Source organism: Pseudomonas sp. GL-R-26 (assembly GCF_019947365.1).
Classification (GTDB): Bacteria; Pseudomonadota; Gammaproteobacteria; order Pseudomonadales; family Pseudomonadaceae; genus Aquipseudomonas.
The window spans coordinates 19,097-35,775 of record NZ_JAGYGI010000019.1; the positions used below are offsets into that span (position 1 = coordinate 19,097).

The 16,679-nt window shown below is 59.6% G+C and carries 17 protein-coding genes; 10 read left to right on the top strand and 7 right to left on the bottom strand.

The window, feature by feature from the left end; genetic code table 11:
- Window positions 1–412: 412 nt before the first annotated feature.
- From KGA96_RS19650 to KGA96_RS19660, 3 genes are all read right to left on the bottom strand, one after another.
- Complete coding sequence (locus KGA96_RS19650) at window positions 413–616, bottom strand: hypothetical protein (RefSeq protein ID WP_043302433.1); 204 nt, start codon at window positions 614–616, stop codon at window positions 413–415.
- Between the two features lie 68 nt (window positions 617–684).
- Window positions 685–909, bottom strand: a complete 225-nt coding sequence (locus KGA96_RS19655) for a hypothetical protein (protein ID WP_008019294.1) — start codon at window positions 907–909, stop codon at window positions 685–687.
- A gap of 28 nt (window positions 910–937) precedes the next feature.
- Complete coding sequence (locus tag KGA96_RS19660) at window positions 938–1,189, bottom strand: hypothetical protein (RefSeq protein ID WP_043302427.1); 252 nt, start codon at window positions 1,187–1,189, stop codon at window positions 938–940.
- Between the two features lie 275 nt (window positions 1,190–1,464).
- On the opposite strand from KGA96_RS19660, the gene KGA96_RS19665 reads away from it, so the two are divergent.
- Window positions 1,465–2,205 carry an NAD-dependent epimerase/dehydratase family protein gene (locus KGA96_RS19665; RefSeq protein ID WP_046038343.1) on the top strand — a complete coding sequence of 247 codons (741 nt, stop codon included), beginning with the start codon at window positions 1,465–1,467 and terminating at the stop codon, window positions 2,203–2,205.
- Between the two features lie 236 nt (window positions 2,206–2,441).
- Here KGA96_RS19665 and KGA96_RS19670 read toward each other — a convergent pair whose 3' ends face one another.
- A complete protein-coding gene (locus KGA96_RS19670; RefSeq protein ID WP_046038341.1) occupies window positions 2,442–2,837 on the bottom strand; it encodes a RidA family protein in 396 nt (131 codons plus the stop codon).
- Window positions 2,838–2,977: 140 nt separating this feature from the next.
- Here KGA96_RS19670 and KGA96_RS19675 point away from each other — a divergent pair, with 140 nt between their 5' ends.
- The gene (locus KGA96_RS19675) at window positions 2,978–3,892 is read left to right on the top strand and encodes a LysR family transcriptional regulator (protein ID WP_046038340.1); all 915 of its coding nucleotides are present in this window, start codon (window positions 2,978–2,980) and stop codon (window positions 3,890–3,892) included.
- A 115-nt stretch (window positions 3,893–4,007) separates the two neighbouring features.
- Here the strand turns inward: KGA96_RS19675 and KGA96_RS19680 are convergent, their stop codons facing one another.
- The gene (locus tag KGA96_RS19680) at window positions 4,008–4,328 is read right to left on the bottom strand and encodes an isochorismate lyase (protein WP_046038337.1); all 321 of its coding nucleotides are present in this window, start codon (window positions 4,326–4,328) and stop codon (window positions 4,008–4,010) included.
- A gap of 148 nt (window positions 4,329–4,476) precedes the next feature.
- On the opposite strand from KGA96_RS19680, the gene arsN2 reads away from it, so the two are divergent.
- The gene (gene arsN2 / locus KGA96_RS19685; protein WP_223465029.1) at window positions 4,477–4,926 is read left to right on the top strand and encodes an arsenic resistance N-acetyltransferase ArsN2; all 450 of its coding nucleotides are present in this window, start codon (window positions 4,477–4,479) and stop codon (window positions 4,924–4,926) included.
- 96 nt (window positions 4,927–5,022) lie between these two features.
- On the opposite strand, the gene mhpT is transcribed toward arsN2, so the two are convergent.
- The gene (gene mhpT, locus KGA96_RS19690; protein WP_223465030.1) at window positions 5,023–6,240 is read right to left on the bottom strand and encodes a 3-(3-hydroxy-phenyl)propionate transporter MhpT; all 1,218 of its coding nucleotides are present in this window, start codon (window positions 6,238–6,240) and stop codon (window positions 5,023–5,025) included.
- Window positions 6,241–6,586: 346 nt separating this feature from the next.
- Between mhpT and KGA96_RS19695 the strand changes: the two genes are divergently transcribed.
- Window positions 6,587–7,894 carry an OprD family porin gene (locus tag KGA96_RS19695; RefSeq protein ID WP_411741594.1) on the top strand — a complete coding sequence of 436 codons (1,308 nt, stop codon included), beginning with the start codon at window positions 6,587–6,589 and terminating at the stop codon, window positions 7,892–7,894.
- A 61-nt stretch (window positions 7,895–7,955) separates the two neighbouring features.
- Here the strand turns inward: KGA96_RS19695 and KGA96_RS19700 are convergent, their stop codons facing one another.
- Window positions 7,956–8,444 (bottom strand): MarR family winged helix-turn-helix transcriptional regulator, encoded by a 489-nt coding sequence (locus KGA96_RS19700; protein WP_046038332.1) that lies wholly within the window; start codon window positions 8,442–8,444, stop codon window positions 7,956–7,958.
- A gap of 214 nt (window positions 8,445–8,658) precedes the next feature.
- On the opposite strand from KGA96_RS19700, the gene KGA96_RS19705 reads away from it, so the two are divergent.
- The 6 genes from KGA96_RS19705 to KGA96_RS19730 all read left to right on the top strand — a co-directional run bounded on the left by KGA96_RS19705 (window position 8,659) and on the right by KGA96_RS19730 (window position 16,677).
- Window positions 8,659–9,489 (top strand): p-hydroxycinnamoyl CoA hydratase/lyase, encoded by an 831-nt coding sequence (locus KGA96_RS19705; RefSeq protein WP_046038330.1) that lies wholly within the window; start codon window positions 8,659–8,661, stop codon window positions 9,487–9,489.
- A gap of 83 nt (window positions 9,490–9,572) precedes the next feature.
- The gene (locus KGA96_RS19710) at window positions 9,573–11,021 is read left to right on the top strand and encodes an aldehyde dehydrogenase (protein ID WP_223514467.1); all 1,449 of its coding nucleotides are present in this window, start codon (window positions 9,573–9,575) and stop codon (window positions 11,019–11,021) included.
- A gap of 90 nt (window positions 11,022–11,111) precedes the next feature.
- Window positions 11,112–12,995: a feruloyl-CoA synthase gene (locus KGA96_RS19715; protein WP_223514470.1), complete on the top strand. Its 1,884-nt coding sequence runs from the start codon at window positions 11,112–11,114 to the stop codon at window positions 12,993–12,995.
- Window positions 12,992–14,233 carry a thiolase family protein gene (locus KGA96_RS19720; protein WP_223514473.1) on the top strand — a complete coding sequence of 414 codons (1,242 nt, stop codon included), beginning with the start codon at window positions 12,992–12,994 and terminating at the stop codon, window positions 14,231–14,233. Before KGA96_RS19715 ends, KGA96_RS19720 begins: the two co-directional genes overlap by 4 nt.
- A gap of 141 nt (window positions 14,234–14,374) precedes the next feature.
- Window positions 14,375–14,827, top strand: a complete 453-nt coding sequence (locus tag KGA96_RS19725; protein ID WP_046038321.1) for a VOC family protein — start codon at window positions 14,375–14,377, stop codon at window positions 14,825–14,827.
- Between the two features lie 422 nt (window positions 14,828–15,249).
- Window positions 15,250–16,677, top strand: coding sequence for an APC family permease (locus tag KGA96_RS19730; RefSeq protein ID WP_046038318.1), 1,428 nt, complete (start codon window positions 15,250–15,252; stop codon window positions 16,675–16,677).
- Window positions 16,678–16,679: the final 2 nt, after the last annotated feature.

Below are 16,679 nucleotides of genomic sequence, written 5' to 3' on the forward strand. Positions count from 1 at the left end.
TCATCTGACATGGTCGCTTCTCCAGTTCTTGTAGAAATCGTGGCAGCGACCAAAAAAATGGCCCGCATGCGGGCGGGCCAAATGGGAATTCTTCAACGGAGCAGGGTTAATCTGCGCTCCACCATGTGAGCGATTGGTGAAAAGCATGTCGCAGAAACGAAAAAGCCCGGCACATTAGCCGGGCTCTCTGTAGATGGGCCAAATCCCTTTGGCTGACTGCATTGTGCTTGGTAGGTGTGACGAAGGCATGACAGGGGCAGATACGAGAAGCCCGGCTCTGGACCGGGCATTTGAGTTACATCGGTACGACCGCCAAGCCGCTACAACATCTCGCCGTCATACCACGCGCCTACTCCGCCTTCCCCCGCACAATCCTTCTCGCCTTCATAACCCGCCAGCTAGTTTGTGCCGTTCAATGGAGAACCCTGCGACTCTCTCCAATCCTGATCCGATCAAGCGCCCGGTTTAATGCGTCCAAAGCATCGAGGAGAGCTTTCGCCTCGGCTTCCCGGCCATCCCCCCATAGGCGTTCAGCCATTTTGTTCAGGGCTTGGATAGAACGCTCAATTTCAGCAGCAGTCACTGCTGCTTTACTGTCCGTCAGCTTCTTCTTCATTGAGTAACCGTTTACAGGGCATTGCTTGTATTTCAGATCTAGCGCGAATACGCCCGCCAGACGCATGGCTATTCAGCCTTCCGGACAATCCTTCCCGCCTTCACCTCATCTGTGTAAGCAGTCAGCCGATCAGCTTGCTCATGCAGCTTTTCGATCGTCTCCATTGCCTCCAGAAGCTCTGTATCCCCGCGCTGTTTTGCAAGCCTGAACATTTCCAGGGCAGCTTCTTCGAGGGAATATGCAGCGGCTTTCAAGTCGCGGCGTAACTCTTGATTGGGTTTGTTAAGTGCCATGACAACCTCCTGCCAATACCTTCCGCGATCATTGGCAGTGGTCTGCCTTCGCCGGCCGGACTACCTGACCTGCACCGATTTCTTTAATCCAGCCATCTAACCGATTCTCACCTTGCTGGAAGATTGTGATCATCCTTCGAAGCGCCTCAGCGTCTGGTCCATTACCTGCGTGGCTTAGCCGCTCGGCAATCCGAACTAACTCCACGGCCGACCACTTCAGATCAGAGGCGACACCCTGCAGATCGCGCTTCAGGTCCTGCACTGGTTTGTTGAGCCCCATCATCACCCCTTACAAGTCCCCACAACACTAATCCGATATTCAGCTGCGAAATTGCACTCTACTTGATCACCCGCTTGCATTCGACCTGACCAGTCATTTGCATTCGTTCTGACCACCGATTGCATCGGATTTGACCAGCACGCTTTGTAACCATGATCGGCAGAGAACGGCCAGAAGCGGACTTTAGAGTTGATGCTTGTCACCCTTATTGGAGGTTGTAAACCGTCCACAAGGCTGGGAGGCTAGAGTGAGGTTTACCATAAGGACATGCTGAAATGAGAACACGAAAAATTTTAGTCACAGGTGCCGCGGGCCAGATCGGCAGCGCTTTTTGGACAGCGCAAGGCGATAAGTCAGATTTGCGTTTAGCCGATATAGACGTTTCAAAACTTCCGGACTCGGCACAACGTTTCTCTCTCGACATCAGGGATCAAGCCAATTGCCTTGAAGCTTGCGAAGGCATACATACCGTGATTCATCTAGCTGCTGACCCTAACCCAGACGCCGATTTTATGACGTCCCTGCTTCCTGTGAACATTGTGGGGACCTACAACATGTTATTCGCCGCAAGGGCTCAAGGCTGCAAGCGCTTCATATTTGCGAGCAGCGCCCAGACTATTGAAGGTTATCCAGAAGATGTCCAGATACAGGAATGTATGGCACCTAAGCCAGGCAATCTTTACGGGGTCAGCAAAGCGTTTGGGGAAGCTCTCGCTTCAATGTATGCAAACGATGGTCACATGACAACAATCGCAGTCCGTATTGCAAACGTAGCCAATTTTCACCAAGGAGAGAGCCACAGCCCAAGGGACGTAGCTGCTTTTATCAGTTTTAAGGACGTTGTCGCACTACTTAGAAATTGCGTTGAGGCCAAACTGAATGGATTCCACGTTATCCATGGGGTCTCAGACAACAGGTATAAGCGCCTTTCTATTGAGAAGACCAGAAAAGTTGTTGGATACGCCCCCCTTGATGATGGGTTTAAGATTCTGGAAGGAAACGCTCAATTTTACTGAACACAAGTAATACGTTAAGGACGACTAACTGATCCGACAGAGGCTGGCCGTATTTTGTGGGAGCCACTCTGATGATTTTCGAGCGACCGCTTCTGGCCGGTTTCTGCCTCTCGCCAAGGGCAGTAATCGGCCAGAAGCGGACGGTGAAAACAAGCAGAGAACGGTCGGGAGCGGAGGGTCACTCCAGAAAAAACAAGATGGTTCCCTTTGACGGTCGGAGGAGGGCTGAGCCGAGTTTATTGGGATAGTTTGGCAATCACCTTGATCTCGAAGTCGAAGCCGGACAACCAGGTCACGCCGATAGCGGTCGCCGTCGGGTAGGGAGCTTCGCCCCAGTACTCGGCCGCTACTTCCCAGATAGTTTCGAATTTCGAGTCGGGGTCGACCATGAAGATGGTCGTGTCGACCACATCCTCGAAACTACTGCCGGCCTCGGCCAGGATCGCGTTGAGGTTGGCGAAGGCCAGGCGAACCTGTGCCGCGAGGTCCGGCTCGGCCGAGCCATCCTTGCGGCTGCCGACCTGACCGGATACGAACAGAAAACCGTTGGAGCGAATCGCCGGTGAGTAGCGGTGGAGCTCGTACAGTGCATGGCGGTCAGGCGGGAAAACGACATCACGTTTGCTGGTCATTGCATACCTCCTTCGGGGCCATCGCGGCCCGCTGTTTACGATGGAGCCAGTGTAAAAAGACGAGCGACCTGAATAAACGCGCAACTCTGGTCATGACTGTTTGTAGAATCCAAACTATCCAGACCCGAGTGAGGCGTGAAATGGACCGTTTCGATGCAATGCAGGCCTTTGCCCGAGTGGTGGAAACCGGCAGCTTCACCAAGGCGGCAGCCACCCTGCACATGAGCAAGACCACCGTGACGCAGCTCGTTCAGCAACTGGAAGCGAGGCTGCGTGTGCGCTTGCTCAACCGCACCACACGCAAGGTCAACGTCACCGCCGATGGCGCGGTCTACTACGAGCGCGTCATCCGGCTACTGGTCGATATGGACGACGCCGAGACCAGCCTGTCCAGCGCGTCGATGACACCGCGCGGGCGGCTGCGGGTGGATGTGCCCAGCCCGCTGGCGCGAATGCTGCTGATACCAGCCTTGCCGGGGTTCTTTGCACGCTACCCGGAAATCCAGCTGACCGTGGGCGTGAGCGATCGCATTGTCGACATCATTGGCGAAAACGTCGACTGCGTGGTGCGCGGCGGCGAGATCATCGATCAGTCCCTGATGGCAAGGCATGTGGGCGATCTGAACATCGGCATTTATGCCGCGCCCGGCTATCTGCAGCGCTTCGGTACGCCGGCGCACCCCCGTGAGCTGGAGGAGGGTAGGCACAGTACCGTTGGCTTCCTTTGGTTTCGTACAGGCAAATCCTTGCCCTACGCGATGCAGCGGGGTGAGGAACGCATCGAGGCCCAGGGCCGCCCGCAACTGACGGTCGACGACGGCAATGCGTACCTCGCCGCCGGCCTGGCTGGTCTGGGCATGCTTTGGCTACCGCGGTACATGGCCCAACCGCACCTGGTCAGCGGCGAGCTGCTGCCGCTGTTTGAGGACTGGCACATGGCGCCAATGCCGATGTATCTGGCATTCCCGCCGAATCGCCATGTCAGCGCCAAGGTGCGGGTATTTATCGACTGGGTAATAGAATTGATGGCCGAGCATGCGCCGGTGGTTAAGTGAAACAGGTGTAAACCCATTTCAGGACTAGACACTCTAAACGTCCGCTTCTGGCCGATTACTGCCTGTTGGGGGGGGGCTGTAAACGACCCATGACGGGACAGTCCGGGCACTAGAGTCAGGTGTCGGATTGATGAGCCGCCCAGTGTTTCATTTCTTCTGCAATGAAGTGGTTCACCAGGTCACTGTACATCTTCTCGATTGCATCCGGGCTCAGACCCTCTGCCTCGGCCCACTCGCGTCGTGTCGCCAACATGGCCTTGAAACGCTCCGGAGCACGCACCGAAGTCACTGAGGCCTTGTACTTCGAGGCAGCCAGTACGTAGTGAAAACGCTTGCCCAACAGCTTGATAACAGCCTGATCAAGGGCATCGATTTCGCGTCGGATATCCTCCATGCCTGCACACTCTTCGGGCTGCAACTGATTGATGACGTCCATGTAGGTGACTCCGCTTGCTGAAAAGTTCGTGGGTCTTCGGAAGAAGTATCGGCACGCGGTCTTCCGTGAGGGCGGCTATTCAGTTGCCTGGCCACTTCATTGAGCCTGCTAACATTGGATGTCAGCGAGCCAGAAACAAGGGTGGGCCATGGAGACAAGAAAAGCAGGGCCGGGTGATCTGGATCATCTGCGCAAGTCATTAAGTCAGGCAGGGCTGCCCTTCAGTGATGTCAGCGAACCGGATCGACAGTTTTACCGTTTCGAGGTGGATGGGCAATGGGTGGCTTATGGAGGGCTCGAGGGTGCGGGTTGCGATCTGTTACTGCGCTCGATAGTCGTTTGTGAGACGCATCGTGGAGAGGGGCTGGGTAAAGCGGTGTTGTCTGAACTGGAACGCTTTGCGGTCTCTCAAGGCGCAGTCCGATTGCACCTGTTGACCCAAGGCGCTACTGGTTTTTTCGCTGCCAATGGGTACGAACTGCTTGGCAGGGACGAGGCGCCTGCGGCTATCACCCAGACCGTTCAATTCAAGCATTTGTGCCCTGCATCGGCGAGCTATCTGCGCAAGACGCTTAACGGTCTCCCTTGTACTGATTAGTCATTGATGTGCATCGATTGAGGCTGATTCGGTGGTCAAAAAAATGCCCGGCACATTGCCGGGCATTTTTCATTCCTGAAGCCTTTGTTGCGGGACTCAGTTTGCCGCTTGCGGTTGAGACTCGGTGCTCGCTCCGTTGCGGGTGATCACGGTCAGGATCGACAGCGCGGCGATCACCAGCCCTGGTGACGTTGCCAGCAGCACGCCAGTGGTGCCGGCACCGGCGGCGAGGATCTGGCCGGCGGCCAGGGGACCTGCCACCGAACCGAGCCGGCCGATGGCCACGGCCGCGCCGACACCGGTGGCGCGCACCGACGTCGGGTAGGAAGGGGGCGCCAGGGCATACAGCACCAGCTGTGCGGCCATGACGAACAGCCCGACGGCAAACCCGGCGATGGCCATCGGCACGATACCCACTGACAGGCCGACCCCGGCCAGCGCCGCCAACACCCCGGCGTACACGAACAGGACCACTTTCAGGCCGTTGCAGCGGTCCAGCATTACCCCGCCGAGCAGCGAACCAATGGCGCCACCGATGTTGAACAGCATCTGCACCATGCCTGCCTGGGGCTTGGTGAAACCCTGCGCCAGCAACAGCGAGGGCAGCCAGTTGAGCAGCATGTACATCACGGTCAGGGTGAAGAAGTAGCTCAACCACAAGGCCAGTGTGCAGCGTGCGCGTCCTTCTCCGAACAGCGCCTGGGCGGTGGACGACCGTGGGCTGGCGGTCGTGACGTGTTGCTGGCGGAACGCCGTGGATTCGGGCAGCAGCAGGGCCATCAGCGGCACCACCAGCAAGGGCGTCAGACCGCCGATGATGAAGGTGGTTTGCCAGTGTTCACTGGAAAACATCGCCACCACCGCCGCCAGCGCGCCGCCCAGGGGCACGCCGCAATACATGACGCTGATGGCGGTGCCGCGATGGCGCTCGCTCACGGCCTCGGCACACAGGGCAATCAGGTTGGGCAGGGCGGCACCCAGGCCCAGGCCCGTCATGAAACGCACCAGCAGCAGGCTGGAGTAGCTCTCGACATAGGCGGTGCAGAGCGAGAAGACACCGAACAGCAGCACGGCGCCGACGAGGATTTTCTTGCGGCCGATACGATCGGCCACCCAGCCGCCAAAAAACGCACCTGGCAGCAGGCCAATGATCCCGGCGCTGAACACCCAGCCCATCATCTTCGGGTCCAGGGCAAAGCTCTGGCGCAACCCCGCGGCAGCGGTGCCGGCAGCCTGCAGATCGAACCCCTCGATCAGCGCAACGATAAAGCACAAAGCGATTGTCAGCGTCGAGCGACGCGATGGACTGTCCATGGGTGAACCTCATTGTTGTTTTTGTTATGCAGTCGAGCCCTCCGTGCGTTGGGTGCGCCGTCAGTGACCGCTGACGATTAAGATAACAAAGATAACTAAAAAAAGAATGCTGTCCTGAAAACTGCAAAAACCAACTAAATAATCGTTCAAAAACATAATGTTATGAATGTATTCAGATGGATGTGTTAAAATAGATAATAATATTAATGTTCGATTATCGGTCATTTGCGATTGACGACGTCCCTTGGCTGTTTCCATTCTCTGATGGTGAATCCGGCAGACCCGTGCGGGGCCGGCACTCAAAAACAACAATAAAAAGTGGACATCGAACATGCCAAAACGCCCCATGAACACCGGTTCCGTAGCGTCGCTCCCCTGCGTTTGCAGTATCCATCCAGGGTGGGTGGTGGCACTGCTAGGCGTCAGCGTTCTGCCCTCTCAGTTGCGGGCCGAGGGGTTTATCGAGGACAGTCACGCAAACTTGACCCTGCGCAATTACTACATCGACCGTGAATACCAGGACGGCGGCGCCAAGTCTGCCGCGAGGGAGTGGGCTCAGGGTTTCATCCTGGGCATGGAGTCGGGGTTTACCGAAGGAACTGTGGGCTTTGGTCTGGACGTGCGGGGGCTGCTGGGGGTCAAGCTCGATTCCGCTCCGGATCGCAGCGGCACCGAACTGTTGCCGGTGTCGGCCAGCGACAAGCGCGCGGCGGATGACTATTCGCGGCTGGCGCCGACGGCCAAGCTGCGGTTTGCCCAGACAACGGTCAAGAGCGGCGATGTCTCGATCTTCCTGCCGTTTGCTTTGGCCAGCCCGTCGCGACTGCTGCCACAGACCTTTCGCGGCACCACGCTCAGTTCCAGGGATTTCGATGGCCTGACCCTGAACACCGGTTACATCGATCGCATCAACAAGCGCGATTCCACGGACTATCAGGCCATGACCATCGCCTCGCCGAACCGGCGTTTCAACGGCGCTGCTACCTCCTCGCACCTGGCTTATCTGGGGGGTGATTACCAGGTCAACAAGGACCTGAGCCTGCGCGCCTACCATGCCGAGGTGGCCGACCTGTACCAGCAGGACACCCTGGCATTGCTGCACAACCTGCCGCTCGGCGAAGGTGTGTTCACCAGTGACTTGCGCAGTTTTTTCAGCCGCGAGGATGGCAGCGCCAAGGCGGGCAGGGTGGACAACCGCAACCTCTCGGCATTGTTCGGCTACCGCTTCGGCGGGCACCGGGTGAGCCTTGGCTACATGCACGCCAGTGGCGACACGGCGACGCCGTACATCTCTGGCACCGAGCTGATGGGCATGAGCGAGCTGACCATGAGTTCGGACTTTCTCAATGCAAAGGAGCATACCTGGCAGGCCATCTACGACTATGACTTCGTCGCATCCGGCGTGCCTGGGCTGAAGGGGCGGTTGCGTTATGTGCGCGGCGATAACATCGAGTTGGCCGCCTTCAACGCCGAGGACCGCAAGGAACGCGAGTTCCAGATGGAGCTGGGTTATGTGATTCAGAGCGGCCCGCTGAAAAACGTCGGTCTGTTGGCGCGCAAGTCGATCTACCGCAATGACTTCCCCGCTGGCGCGGCATTCCGCGATGAAAACCAGACCCGCTTCCTGGTGCTCTATACCTTGCCGATCTGGTAAGCCCGGGTCCTTCGACGTTCCCAGCCGGCCGCCTCTTCTGGAGCGTGCCGGCAGCGTGCGTTCAGTCCTGGTAAACCTTTCTCAGCAAGCGCAGCAGCTCCTCGCGCTCTTCGCCGGTCAGCGATGAGGTGGAGTCGAAATCGCTTTGCGCGGCGATCTGCTTGAGCTCCTTGAGCAAGGTTTCGCCGGTCTTGCTCAGGAAGATTCCGTAGGAGCGCTTGTCCGGTTTGCAGCGCACCCGCACCGCCAGCGCGCGGCTTTCCAGTTTATTGAGCAACGGCACCACCTGCGGCGGCTCGATGGCCAGGGCCCGGGCCAGGTCGGCCTGCATCAGTCCCGGATTCTGGTCGATGATCGCCAGGGCCGAGAACTGCGCGGGGCGCAGGTCATGGGCTGACAGGCGACCGATCAGGTTCTGGAACAGCTTGAGTTGGGCGCGCCGCATCGCGTAGCCGATCAGGTCATCCAGTGCCGAATCCAGCGGTGCCTGCAGCTCGGCGGTGGCGGACGGGGACTCGCTCTGGTCGGCGAGGGGAGAAGGCTTGGCCATTGCGGGTGAATCCTGAAGAGGTGGAGGTTAACAAGCGTATCTAGTTTGCCGGGGTTGGTCGCTGATAGCTATGCCCGTCGTTCATGACGATGGGGCCGGAGGATATTTCCGGGTGGACAAAAAAATGGTTAATTCGATTAATAGTTAATTGACATAACTATATCGGTCATTTAATTTCCAGTCATCTTCAAGCCAAGAACAAGAGAGCATCGCCATGAGCAATTACGAAGGTCGCTGGACAACCGTCAAGGTCGAGATCGAGGAAGGCATCGCCTGGGTCATCCTCAATCGCCCGGAAAAACGCAACGCCATGAGCCCGACACTCAACCGGGAAATGATCGATGTGCTGGAAACCCTGGAGCAGGATCCGGCGGCCGGCGTGCTGGTGTTGACCGGTGCCGGCGAAGCCTGGACCGCGGGCATGGACCTCAAGGAATACTTCCGCGAAGTGGACGCGGGCCCGGAGATCCTCCAGGAAAAAATCCGCCGCGAAGCCTCGCAATGGCAATGGAAACTGCTGCGCATGTACACCAAGCCGACCATCGCCATGGTCAACGGCTGGTGCTTCGGTGGCGGCTTCAGCCCGCTGGTGGCCTGTGACCTGGCGATCTGCGCCGACGAAGCAACCTTCGGCCTCTCGGAAATCAACTGGGGCATCCCGCCGGGCAACCTGGTGAGCAAGGCCATGGCCGACACCGTGGGCCATCGTCAATCGCTGTACTACATCATGACCGGCAAGACCTTCGGTGGGCAGAAAGCCGCCGAGATGGGCCTGGTCAACGAAAGCGTACCCCTGGCGCAACTGCGTGAAGTCACCGTGGATCTGGCGCGCAACCTGCTGGAGAAAAACCCGGTGGTGCTGCGTGCGGCCAAACACGGCTTCAAGCGCTGCCGCGAGCTGACCTGGGAACAGAACGAAGACTACCTGTACGCCAAGCTCGACCAGTCGCGCCTGCTCGACACCGAAGGTGGCCGTGAGCAGGGCATGAAGCAGTTCCTCGACGACAAGAGCATCAAGCCCGGTCTGCAGGCCTACAAGCGCTGAGACTGATCGCCGGGCGCATGTCCGCCCCGGCGCGCTGCATCGCTCGAATGTATTCCCGATAAAGACAATAAAGAGGAATCACCATGCTGGACGTGCCCCTGCTGATTGGCGGCCAGTCGCTGCCTGCCCGCGACGGTCGGACCTTCGAACGCCGCAACCCGGTGACCGGTGAAGTGGTATCGCGGGTGGCCGCCGCCACCCTGGAAGATGCCGATGCCGCGGTGGCCGCAGCCCAGGCAGCGTTTCCCGCCTGGGCCGCCCTGGCGCCCAACGAGCGTCGCAGCCGTTTGCTCAAGGCCGCCGAGCAGTTGCAGGCGCGCAGTGAAGAGTTCATTGCAGCGGCCGGTGAAACCGGGGCCATGGCCAACTGGTACGGTTTCAACGTGCGGCTGGCGGCCAACATGCTGCGTGAAGCGGCGTCGATGACCACCCAGATCAATGGCGAAGTCATCCCCTCGGATGTGCCGGGCAGTTTTGCCATGGCCCTGCGTCAACCCTGCGGTGTGGTGCTGGGGATCGCCCCGTGGAATGCCCCGGTGATTCTCGCCACCCGCGCCATCGCCATGCCGCTGGCGTGCGGCAATACCGTGGTGCTCAAAGCTTCCGAGCTGAGCCCGGCAGTGCACCGGTTGATCGGCCAGGTCTTGCAGGATGCAGGTTTGGGCGATGGCGTGGTCAACGTCATCAGCAATGCCCCGGCGGATGCCGCCGCGATTGTCGAGCGGCTGATCGCCAACCCGGCGGTGCGACGGGTCAACTTCACCGGTTCAACCCATGTCGGGCGCATCGTTGGCGAGCTTTCGGCGCGCCACCTCAAGCCGGCCTTGCTGGAGCTGGGCGGCAAGGCGCCGTTGCTGGTGCTCGATGATGCCGACCTGGATGCGGCGGTGGAGGCAGCGGCCTTCGGCGCGTACTTCAATCAGGGACAGATCTGCATGTCCACCGAACGCCTGATCGTCGATGCGAAGGTCGCTGACGCCTTTGTCGCCAAACTGGCAGCCAAGGTCGAGACCCTGCGCGCGGGTGATCCTGCATCGACGGATTCGGTGCTCGGTTCGCTGGTGGATGCCAGTGCCGGAACGCGCATCAAGGGGTTGATCGACGATGCCCTGGGCAAGGGCGCGCGGCTGGTGGTCGGCGGGCAACTGGACGGCAGCATTTTGCAGCCGACCTTGCTCGATGGCGTCAACGAGACCATGCGTTTGTACCGTGAGGAATCCTTCGGCCCGGTGGCGGTGTTGCTGCGCGGGGAGGGCGATGAAGCGTTGCTGCGTCTGGCCAACGACTCCGAGTTCGGATTGTCGGCGGCGATTTTCAGTCGCGATACCGGGCGCGCCCTGGCGCTGGCCCAACGGGTCGAGTCGGGCATCTGCCATATCAACGGCCCGACCGTGCATGACGAAGCGCAAATGCCTTTCGGCGGGGTCAAGTCCAGCGGCTACGGCAGCTTTGGCGGCAAGGCGTCCATCGAGCATTTCACCCAGTTGCGCTGGGTCACCTTGCAGCATGGACCGCGGCATTACCCGATCTGAACCGCAGAAATAACAATAAAAAAGGCTGCAGCCACCACCATGCCCATTCGTGCGGCTTGGTGGTAGCGTGCCTTGATGGAGAACAAGCACGTGAGTTCCGAATTCAGATCGCAACCCCACACCCAGATCAGCGCGCCGCGCTACCGTCACGTGTCGATCGGTCGCGCAGCGGTCGAGGTCACAGAGCAGCAGGGCGCATTGCACATGCGCTCCCTGGAGCCATTGGCCGAGTATCCGCCGCGACTGCTTGACCGTCTGGTGCATTGGGCCAAGGTGCGTCCCGAGCAGACCTTCATCGCCGCCCGCCAGGCCGACGGTGACTGGCGCCGGGTCAGTTACGCGCAGATGCTCGACAGTGTCCGGGCCATCGCCCAAAGCCTGTTGAGCTACGGCCTGTCGGCAGACAAACCACTGGTGCTGCTCTCGGGCAATGACATCGAGCATTTGCAACTGGCGTTCGGCGCCCTGTACGCGGGTATTCCCTACTGCCCGGTGTCGCCGGCCTATTCGCTGCTGTCCCAGGATTTCGCCAAGCTGCGCCACGTCTGCGACCTGCTGCAGCCTGGCTTGGTTTTTGTCAGTGATGCCGCGGCCTACCAGCGTGCCATCGATGCCGTGCTGCCGGTTGAAACGCCCATGATTACCGTCCGGGGCGACATCGCGGGACGCCGTCAGGTCAGCTTCGCCAGCCTGCTTGATCAGCCGGGCGGGGCCGAGGCCGAAGCCGCGTTTGCCAGCACGGGGCCGGACAGCATCGCCAAGTTCCTGTTCACCTCCGGCTCGACCAAATTGCCCAAGGCTGTGATCACCACCCAGCGCATGCTGTGCTCTAACCAGCAGATGCTGTTGCAGACGTTTCCGGTGTTCGGCGAAGAGCCGCCGGTGCTGGTGGACTGGCTGCCGTGGAACCACACCTTCGGCGGCAGCCATAACGTCGGCATCGTGCTCTACAACGGTGGCAGCTTTTACCTGGACGACGGCAAGCCCACGGCGCAGGGTTTCGCGCAGACCCTGCGTAACCTCAAGGAAGTGTCGCCCACCGCTTACCTGACCGTGCCCAAGGGCTGGGAAGAACTGGCCTCGGCACTGGAGCAGGACGCGGAGCTGCGGGAGATCTTTTTCAAACGCATCAGCCTGTTTTTCTTCGCTGCGGCCGGTCTGTCGCAAAGTGTCTGGGACCGACTCGACCGGATCAGCGAACAGCACTGTGGCGAGCGTATCCGCATGATGGCCGGGCTCGGCATGACCGAGGCTTCGCCGTCCTGCACCTTCACCACCGGGCCGTTGTCCATGGCCGGGTATGTCGGCCTGCCGGCGCCGGGTTGTGAGGTGCGTCTGGTGCCGGTGGACGGCAAACTGGAAGGACGCTTTCGTGGGCCGCACATCATGCCCGGCTACTGGCGGTCACCGCAGCAGACCCTCGATGCGTTCGACCCGCAGGGCTTCTACTGTTCCGGTGATGCGCTCAAGCTCGCCGACCCGCGTGATCCGCAATTGGGGCTGATGTTCGACGGGCGCATCGCCGAAGATTTCAAGTTGTCATCCGGGGTGTTCGTCAGCGTCGGGCCTTTGCGCAGCCGCGCGGTGCTCGAAGGTTCGCCCTATGTCCAGGACCTGGTGGTGACCGCGCCGGATCGCGAATGCCTGGGCGCGCTGGTCTTTGCGCGGATGTTTGAATGTCGACGGCTGTCAGGGTTGGCGGCCAGTGCCAGCGACGCCGAGGTGCTGGCCAGCGCACCGGTACGCGAGTGGTTCGCCGGCTGGTTGCAGCGACTCAATCGCGAGGCCACGGGCAATGCCAGTCGCCTGGAATGGATCGCCTTGCTCGACGAGCCGGCGTCCATCGACCGGGGGGAAATTACCGACAAGGGCTCGATCAATCAGCGTGCGGTATTGCAGTGGCGCGCGGAGCAGGTCGAGGCGCTGTATCGCGGGCTCGATCCGGCCATCCTGCGCGCCGGGGCGAAGTCGTGAGCACAGACGGGCAGTACTCGGCCTTCGCCGATGCGGCGATTTTCGATGCGGTGCGCACGCCGTGGGTGGACCTCGGTGGGGCGCTGGCCGAGGTGTCGCCGATCGACCTGGGCATCAAGGTCGGACGCGAAGTACTGGCGCGCGCGCAAGTCGATCCGCTTGCAGTCGACAGCGTGCTGGCGGGCTCCATGGCCCAGGCCAGCTTCGATGCCTACATGCTGCCACGGCACATCGGCCTCTACAGCGGCGTGGCGCAATCGGTTCCGGCACTGGGGGTGCAGCGCATCTGCGCTACCGGTTTCGAACTGCTGCGCCAGGCCGCCAGGCAACTGGATGACGGCGTGCAAATGGCGTTGTGCGTGGCCACCGAATCGATGTCGCGCAATCCGATTGCGGCCTATACCCATCGAGGTGGATTCCGCCTTGGCGCGCAAGTGCAGTTCAAGGATTTTCTCTGGGAAGCCTTGTACGACCCGGCTCCCGGGGTGGACATGATCACCACCGCCGACAACCTGGCGCGGCGTTATGGGCTTAGTCGAGAAGTGGTGGACGCCTACGCCTGTGCCAGTCACCAGAGGGCGTTTGCAGCACATCAAGCGGGCTGGCTGGCACCGGAGATCGTTGCCGTGGGGCATCAGGTGTTTGAACTGCCAGGCTATCAACCACGGGGTATCCGCCTGTCACGCGGCATTGAGGCGGTGAGTGAAGACAGCCACCCACGGCCCGGAAACATCGCGGCGTTGTCCAGGTTGCGCAGCGTGCACGAAGGCGGGGTGCAAACCGCCGGCAACAGTTGTGCGGTGGTCGATGGCGCGGCGGCTGCCCTGGTCGGGCGCGCTTCGGCCTGTCGAGATACACCGCTGGCCTTGCTGCGGGCCAGCGCGGTGGTCGGGGTGGCGCCGGAGTTCATGGGCATCGGCCCGGCGCCGGCGATACGCCTGCTGTTGCAGCGCAGCGGCTTGAGCCTGGAGCAGGTCGACCGCTTTGAAATCAACGAAGCCCAGGCCGCCCAAGTCCTGGCGGTGGCTCAGGAACTGGAACTGGACCATTCGCGTCTGAACGTCCAGGGCGGTTCGTTGGCTCTCGGCCACCCCTTGGCCGCCAGCGGCTTGCGTCTGGTGCTGACCCTGGCCCGACAACTGCGTGAGCACAATCTGCGTTACGGGATCGCCGCAGCCTGTGTTGGCGGCGGGCAGGGCATGGCGCTATTGATCGAGAACCCCGCCTGGCGTGGCTGAGGTTTCCTTGGTTGGCGGACAGCCTGTGTTGTCCAGTGAGCGCATTGAGCGGGGGGATCCGCTGGTCAGTTTATTTTGTCGTCTTGCCCGACAATGCCAAGCTAGGTCCTCGGCTACTGCGTTGGACGGCAAGGAGACATCATGACGGTCAAGCGTATGGACAACATCGGCATCGTTGTATTAGACCTCGACGCTGCCATCGAATTCTTCACCGAACTTGGCCTCGAGTTCGAGGGGCGCGCGCCCATCGAAGGCGACTGGGCAGATGGCGTCACTGGATTGCGCGACATGCGCGTCGAGATTGCCATGATGCGTACGCCGGACGGTCACAGCCGGCTCGAGCTATCCCGATTCCTCGCACCACCTGTGGTCGCCGATCACCGCAACGCTCCGGTAAATGCCCTCGGTTACCTGCGCGTCATGTTCACCGTGGAAGACATCGACGACACGCTTGCCAGGCTCTACAAACGCGGCGCGAAGCTCGTCGGCAAAGTGGCCCGGTACGAAGATGCGTATCGGCTTTGCTACATTCGGGGGCCCGAAGGCATTCTCATCGGGCTGGCCCAGGAACTGGGGCAGCACGCTTCTCGATGAGCACTTGCAACAGGTACCGAGCTGCCAGGGCTTATGGCCAGCTGCCGTTGAAGGCGTCTGACAATTCACTTCGCTAATTCAGATTTAAACATCGGCAATTGCTGATGGTAGGTATTTTTTGGCTGTTCCTATACTGACATCCCCCCCCATTCAGAAGTTTAAGCGCCACAACTGACCACTTACGTAGCTGTGCAGTTGCAGTGACTGCTCGCGGCTGAAAAAATCTTGACTTGAGGGTTTTCCGGGCAGTGTTAAATAACAAAAAAGCTGTAAATCAAATCTGAATAAGCTATGAGTGTCTGGCTTGTTTGGATTTTGAGTATCTGCATTTTGCTTAGTTGAATAATAAGAGCGGCGTTCAAATCAGTTCGAATGGTTTGACGCTAAAACATCTTCTATAGCTATTAATCAGAGCCTGAAAAATGAACTTCTATGAACTTATCGGCTATGACCGTGACGGAACTGTTCGTGATCTGGATACGGCGTTAAACAAGGGAACTCTAACCACCAGGGATGTGACTTTTTCGGCGCTGGGTTTCAATGCGCCAGGCTGGATCGCAGCCTCTTCCATGTCGATTCTTTACTCGATATCGGGCCACCACGCGCCACTGGCCATTTTGATTGCGTACTTCTTTCCGATGCTGGTCATGGCGTTCTGCATGATCTCACTCACTCGCCAGGCACCGTCGGCGGGTGGCATCTTCACCTTCACCTCGCGTTTTCTGCATACCCGTGTAGGGACCATTCTCGGTTGGGCGTACTCCGTTGCCTGCATGGCGGTGATGGCAATGTGCGCAATCATCGGAACCGAATACATACAGGCGCTGTTCCCGGTGTTGGCGGGGCCGCTTAACGCAAAACTGATCGGGACGGGCATGGTTCTGATCTTCCTGGCCATCTCCTGCAACGGCGTCAATGCCACAGCCAAGGTCGCCAGCGTATTTCTGATTTTCGAGATCAGCGTTGTAGCCGGGCTAGGGCTGATGGGCATCATCAATCCTCAGGTTCCGGATTTGTCAGTGATGTCCATGTACACGCTGGAAGGGGCTGGTGGCTGGTCCGCGATCGGGCCGGGGGTGCTGTTCGGTGTGTGGATGCTCGCGAACTTCGATTCGGCGATCAACTACATCGAGGAATCGCGTATTCCGGTTCGGACGGTACAACGCTCCATGCTTCTGGTTCTGACTTCGGCATTTGTCATTTACAGTCTCGCGGCGATTGGCTGGCAGTACGCGGTGCCTGTAGAGAAGTTGGCGGCCATTATCGAAGACGGCAACGGTGGGCCGATCGCCGCCGTGGCGAATGTCTACTTGCCCCCGGCCATGGCCTGGATCGCTCTGTTCGTCGTGATCACTTCGGCATGCGCCGGCTTGCAGATTTCTTCAAGTGCGGCTGCGCGTACGCTCTATCGAATGAGTGAGGAGGGGCATCTGCCAGCGGCGTTTCGCTCAGTCAATAAATCGAGATCGCCATGGCTGGCCAGCGTTATCGTCTCGGCCCTCGCGATTACGCTGCTCTGGTGGAAGCCACTGGACAAAATCTCCTGGTACTACGATGTCGTGACCATCACGCTGGTGATGTCCTATATGGCCGCTATCGCAGCGTTCATTGTCATGACCTTCCGCCGTCAACGTTTCGTTATGGCGCTGGCACTGTCGATCCCGGCTGCGCTGGCAATCCTTGTGCTGGGATACATCGGTTATACCGCCGGGGCGAATCCGGTTTCGCCCGAAGATCAATACACCGCCTGGTACCTTGGCGCGCTGACCATTCTTTCTGGCGCGATGATTGTGTTCTGGCAGTCGCGAGTTTCCAGACAAGCCGTACTGACTCCAATGCAAGAGTCCTGATT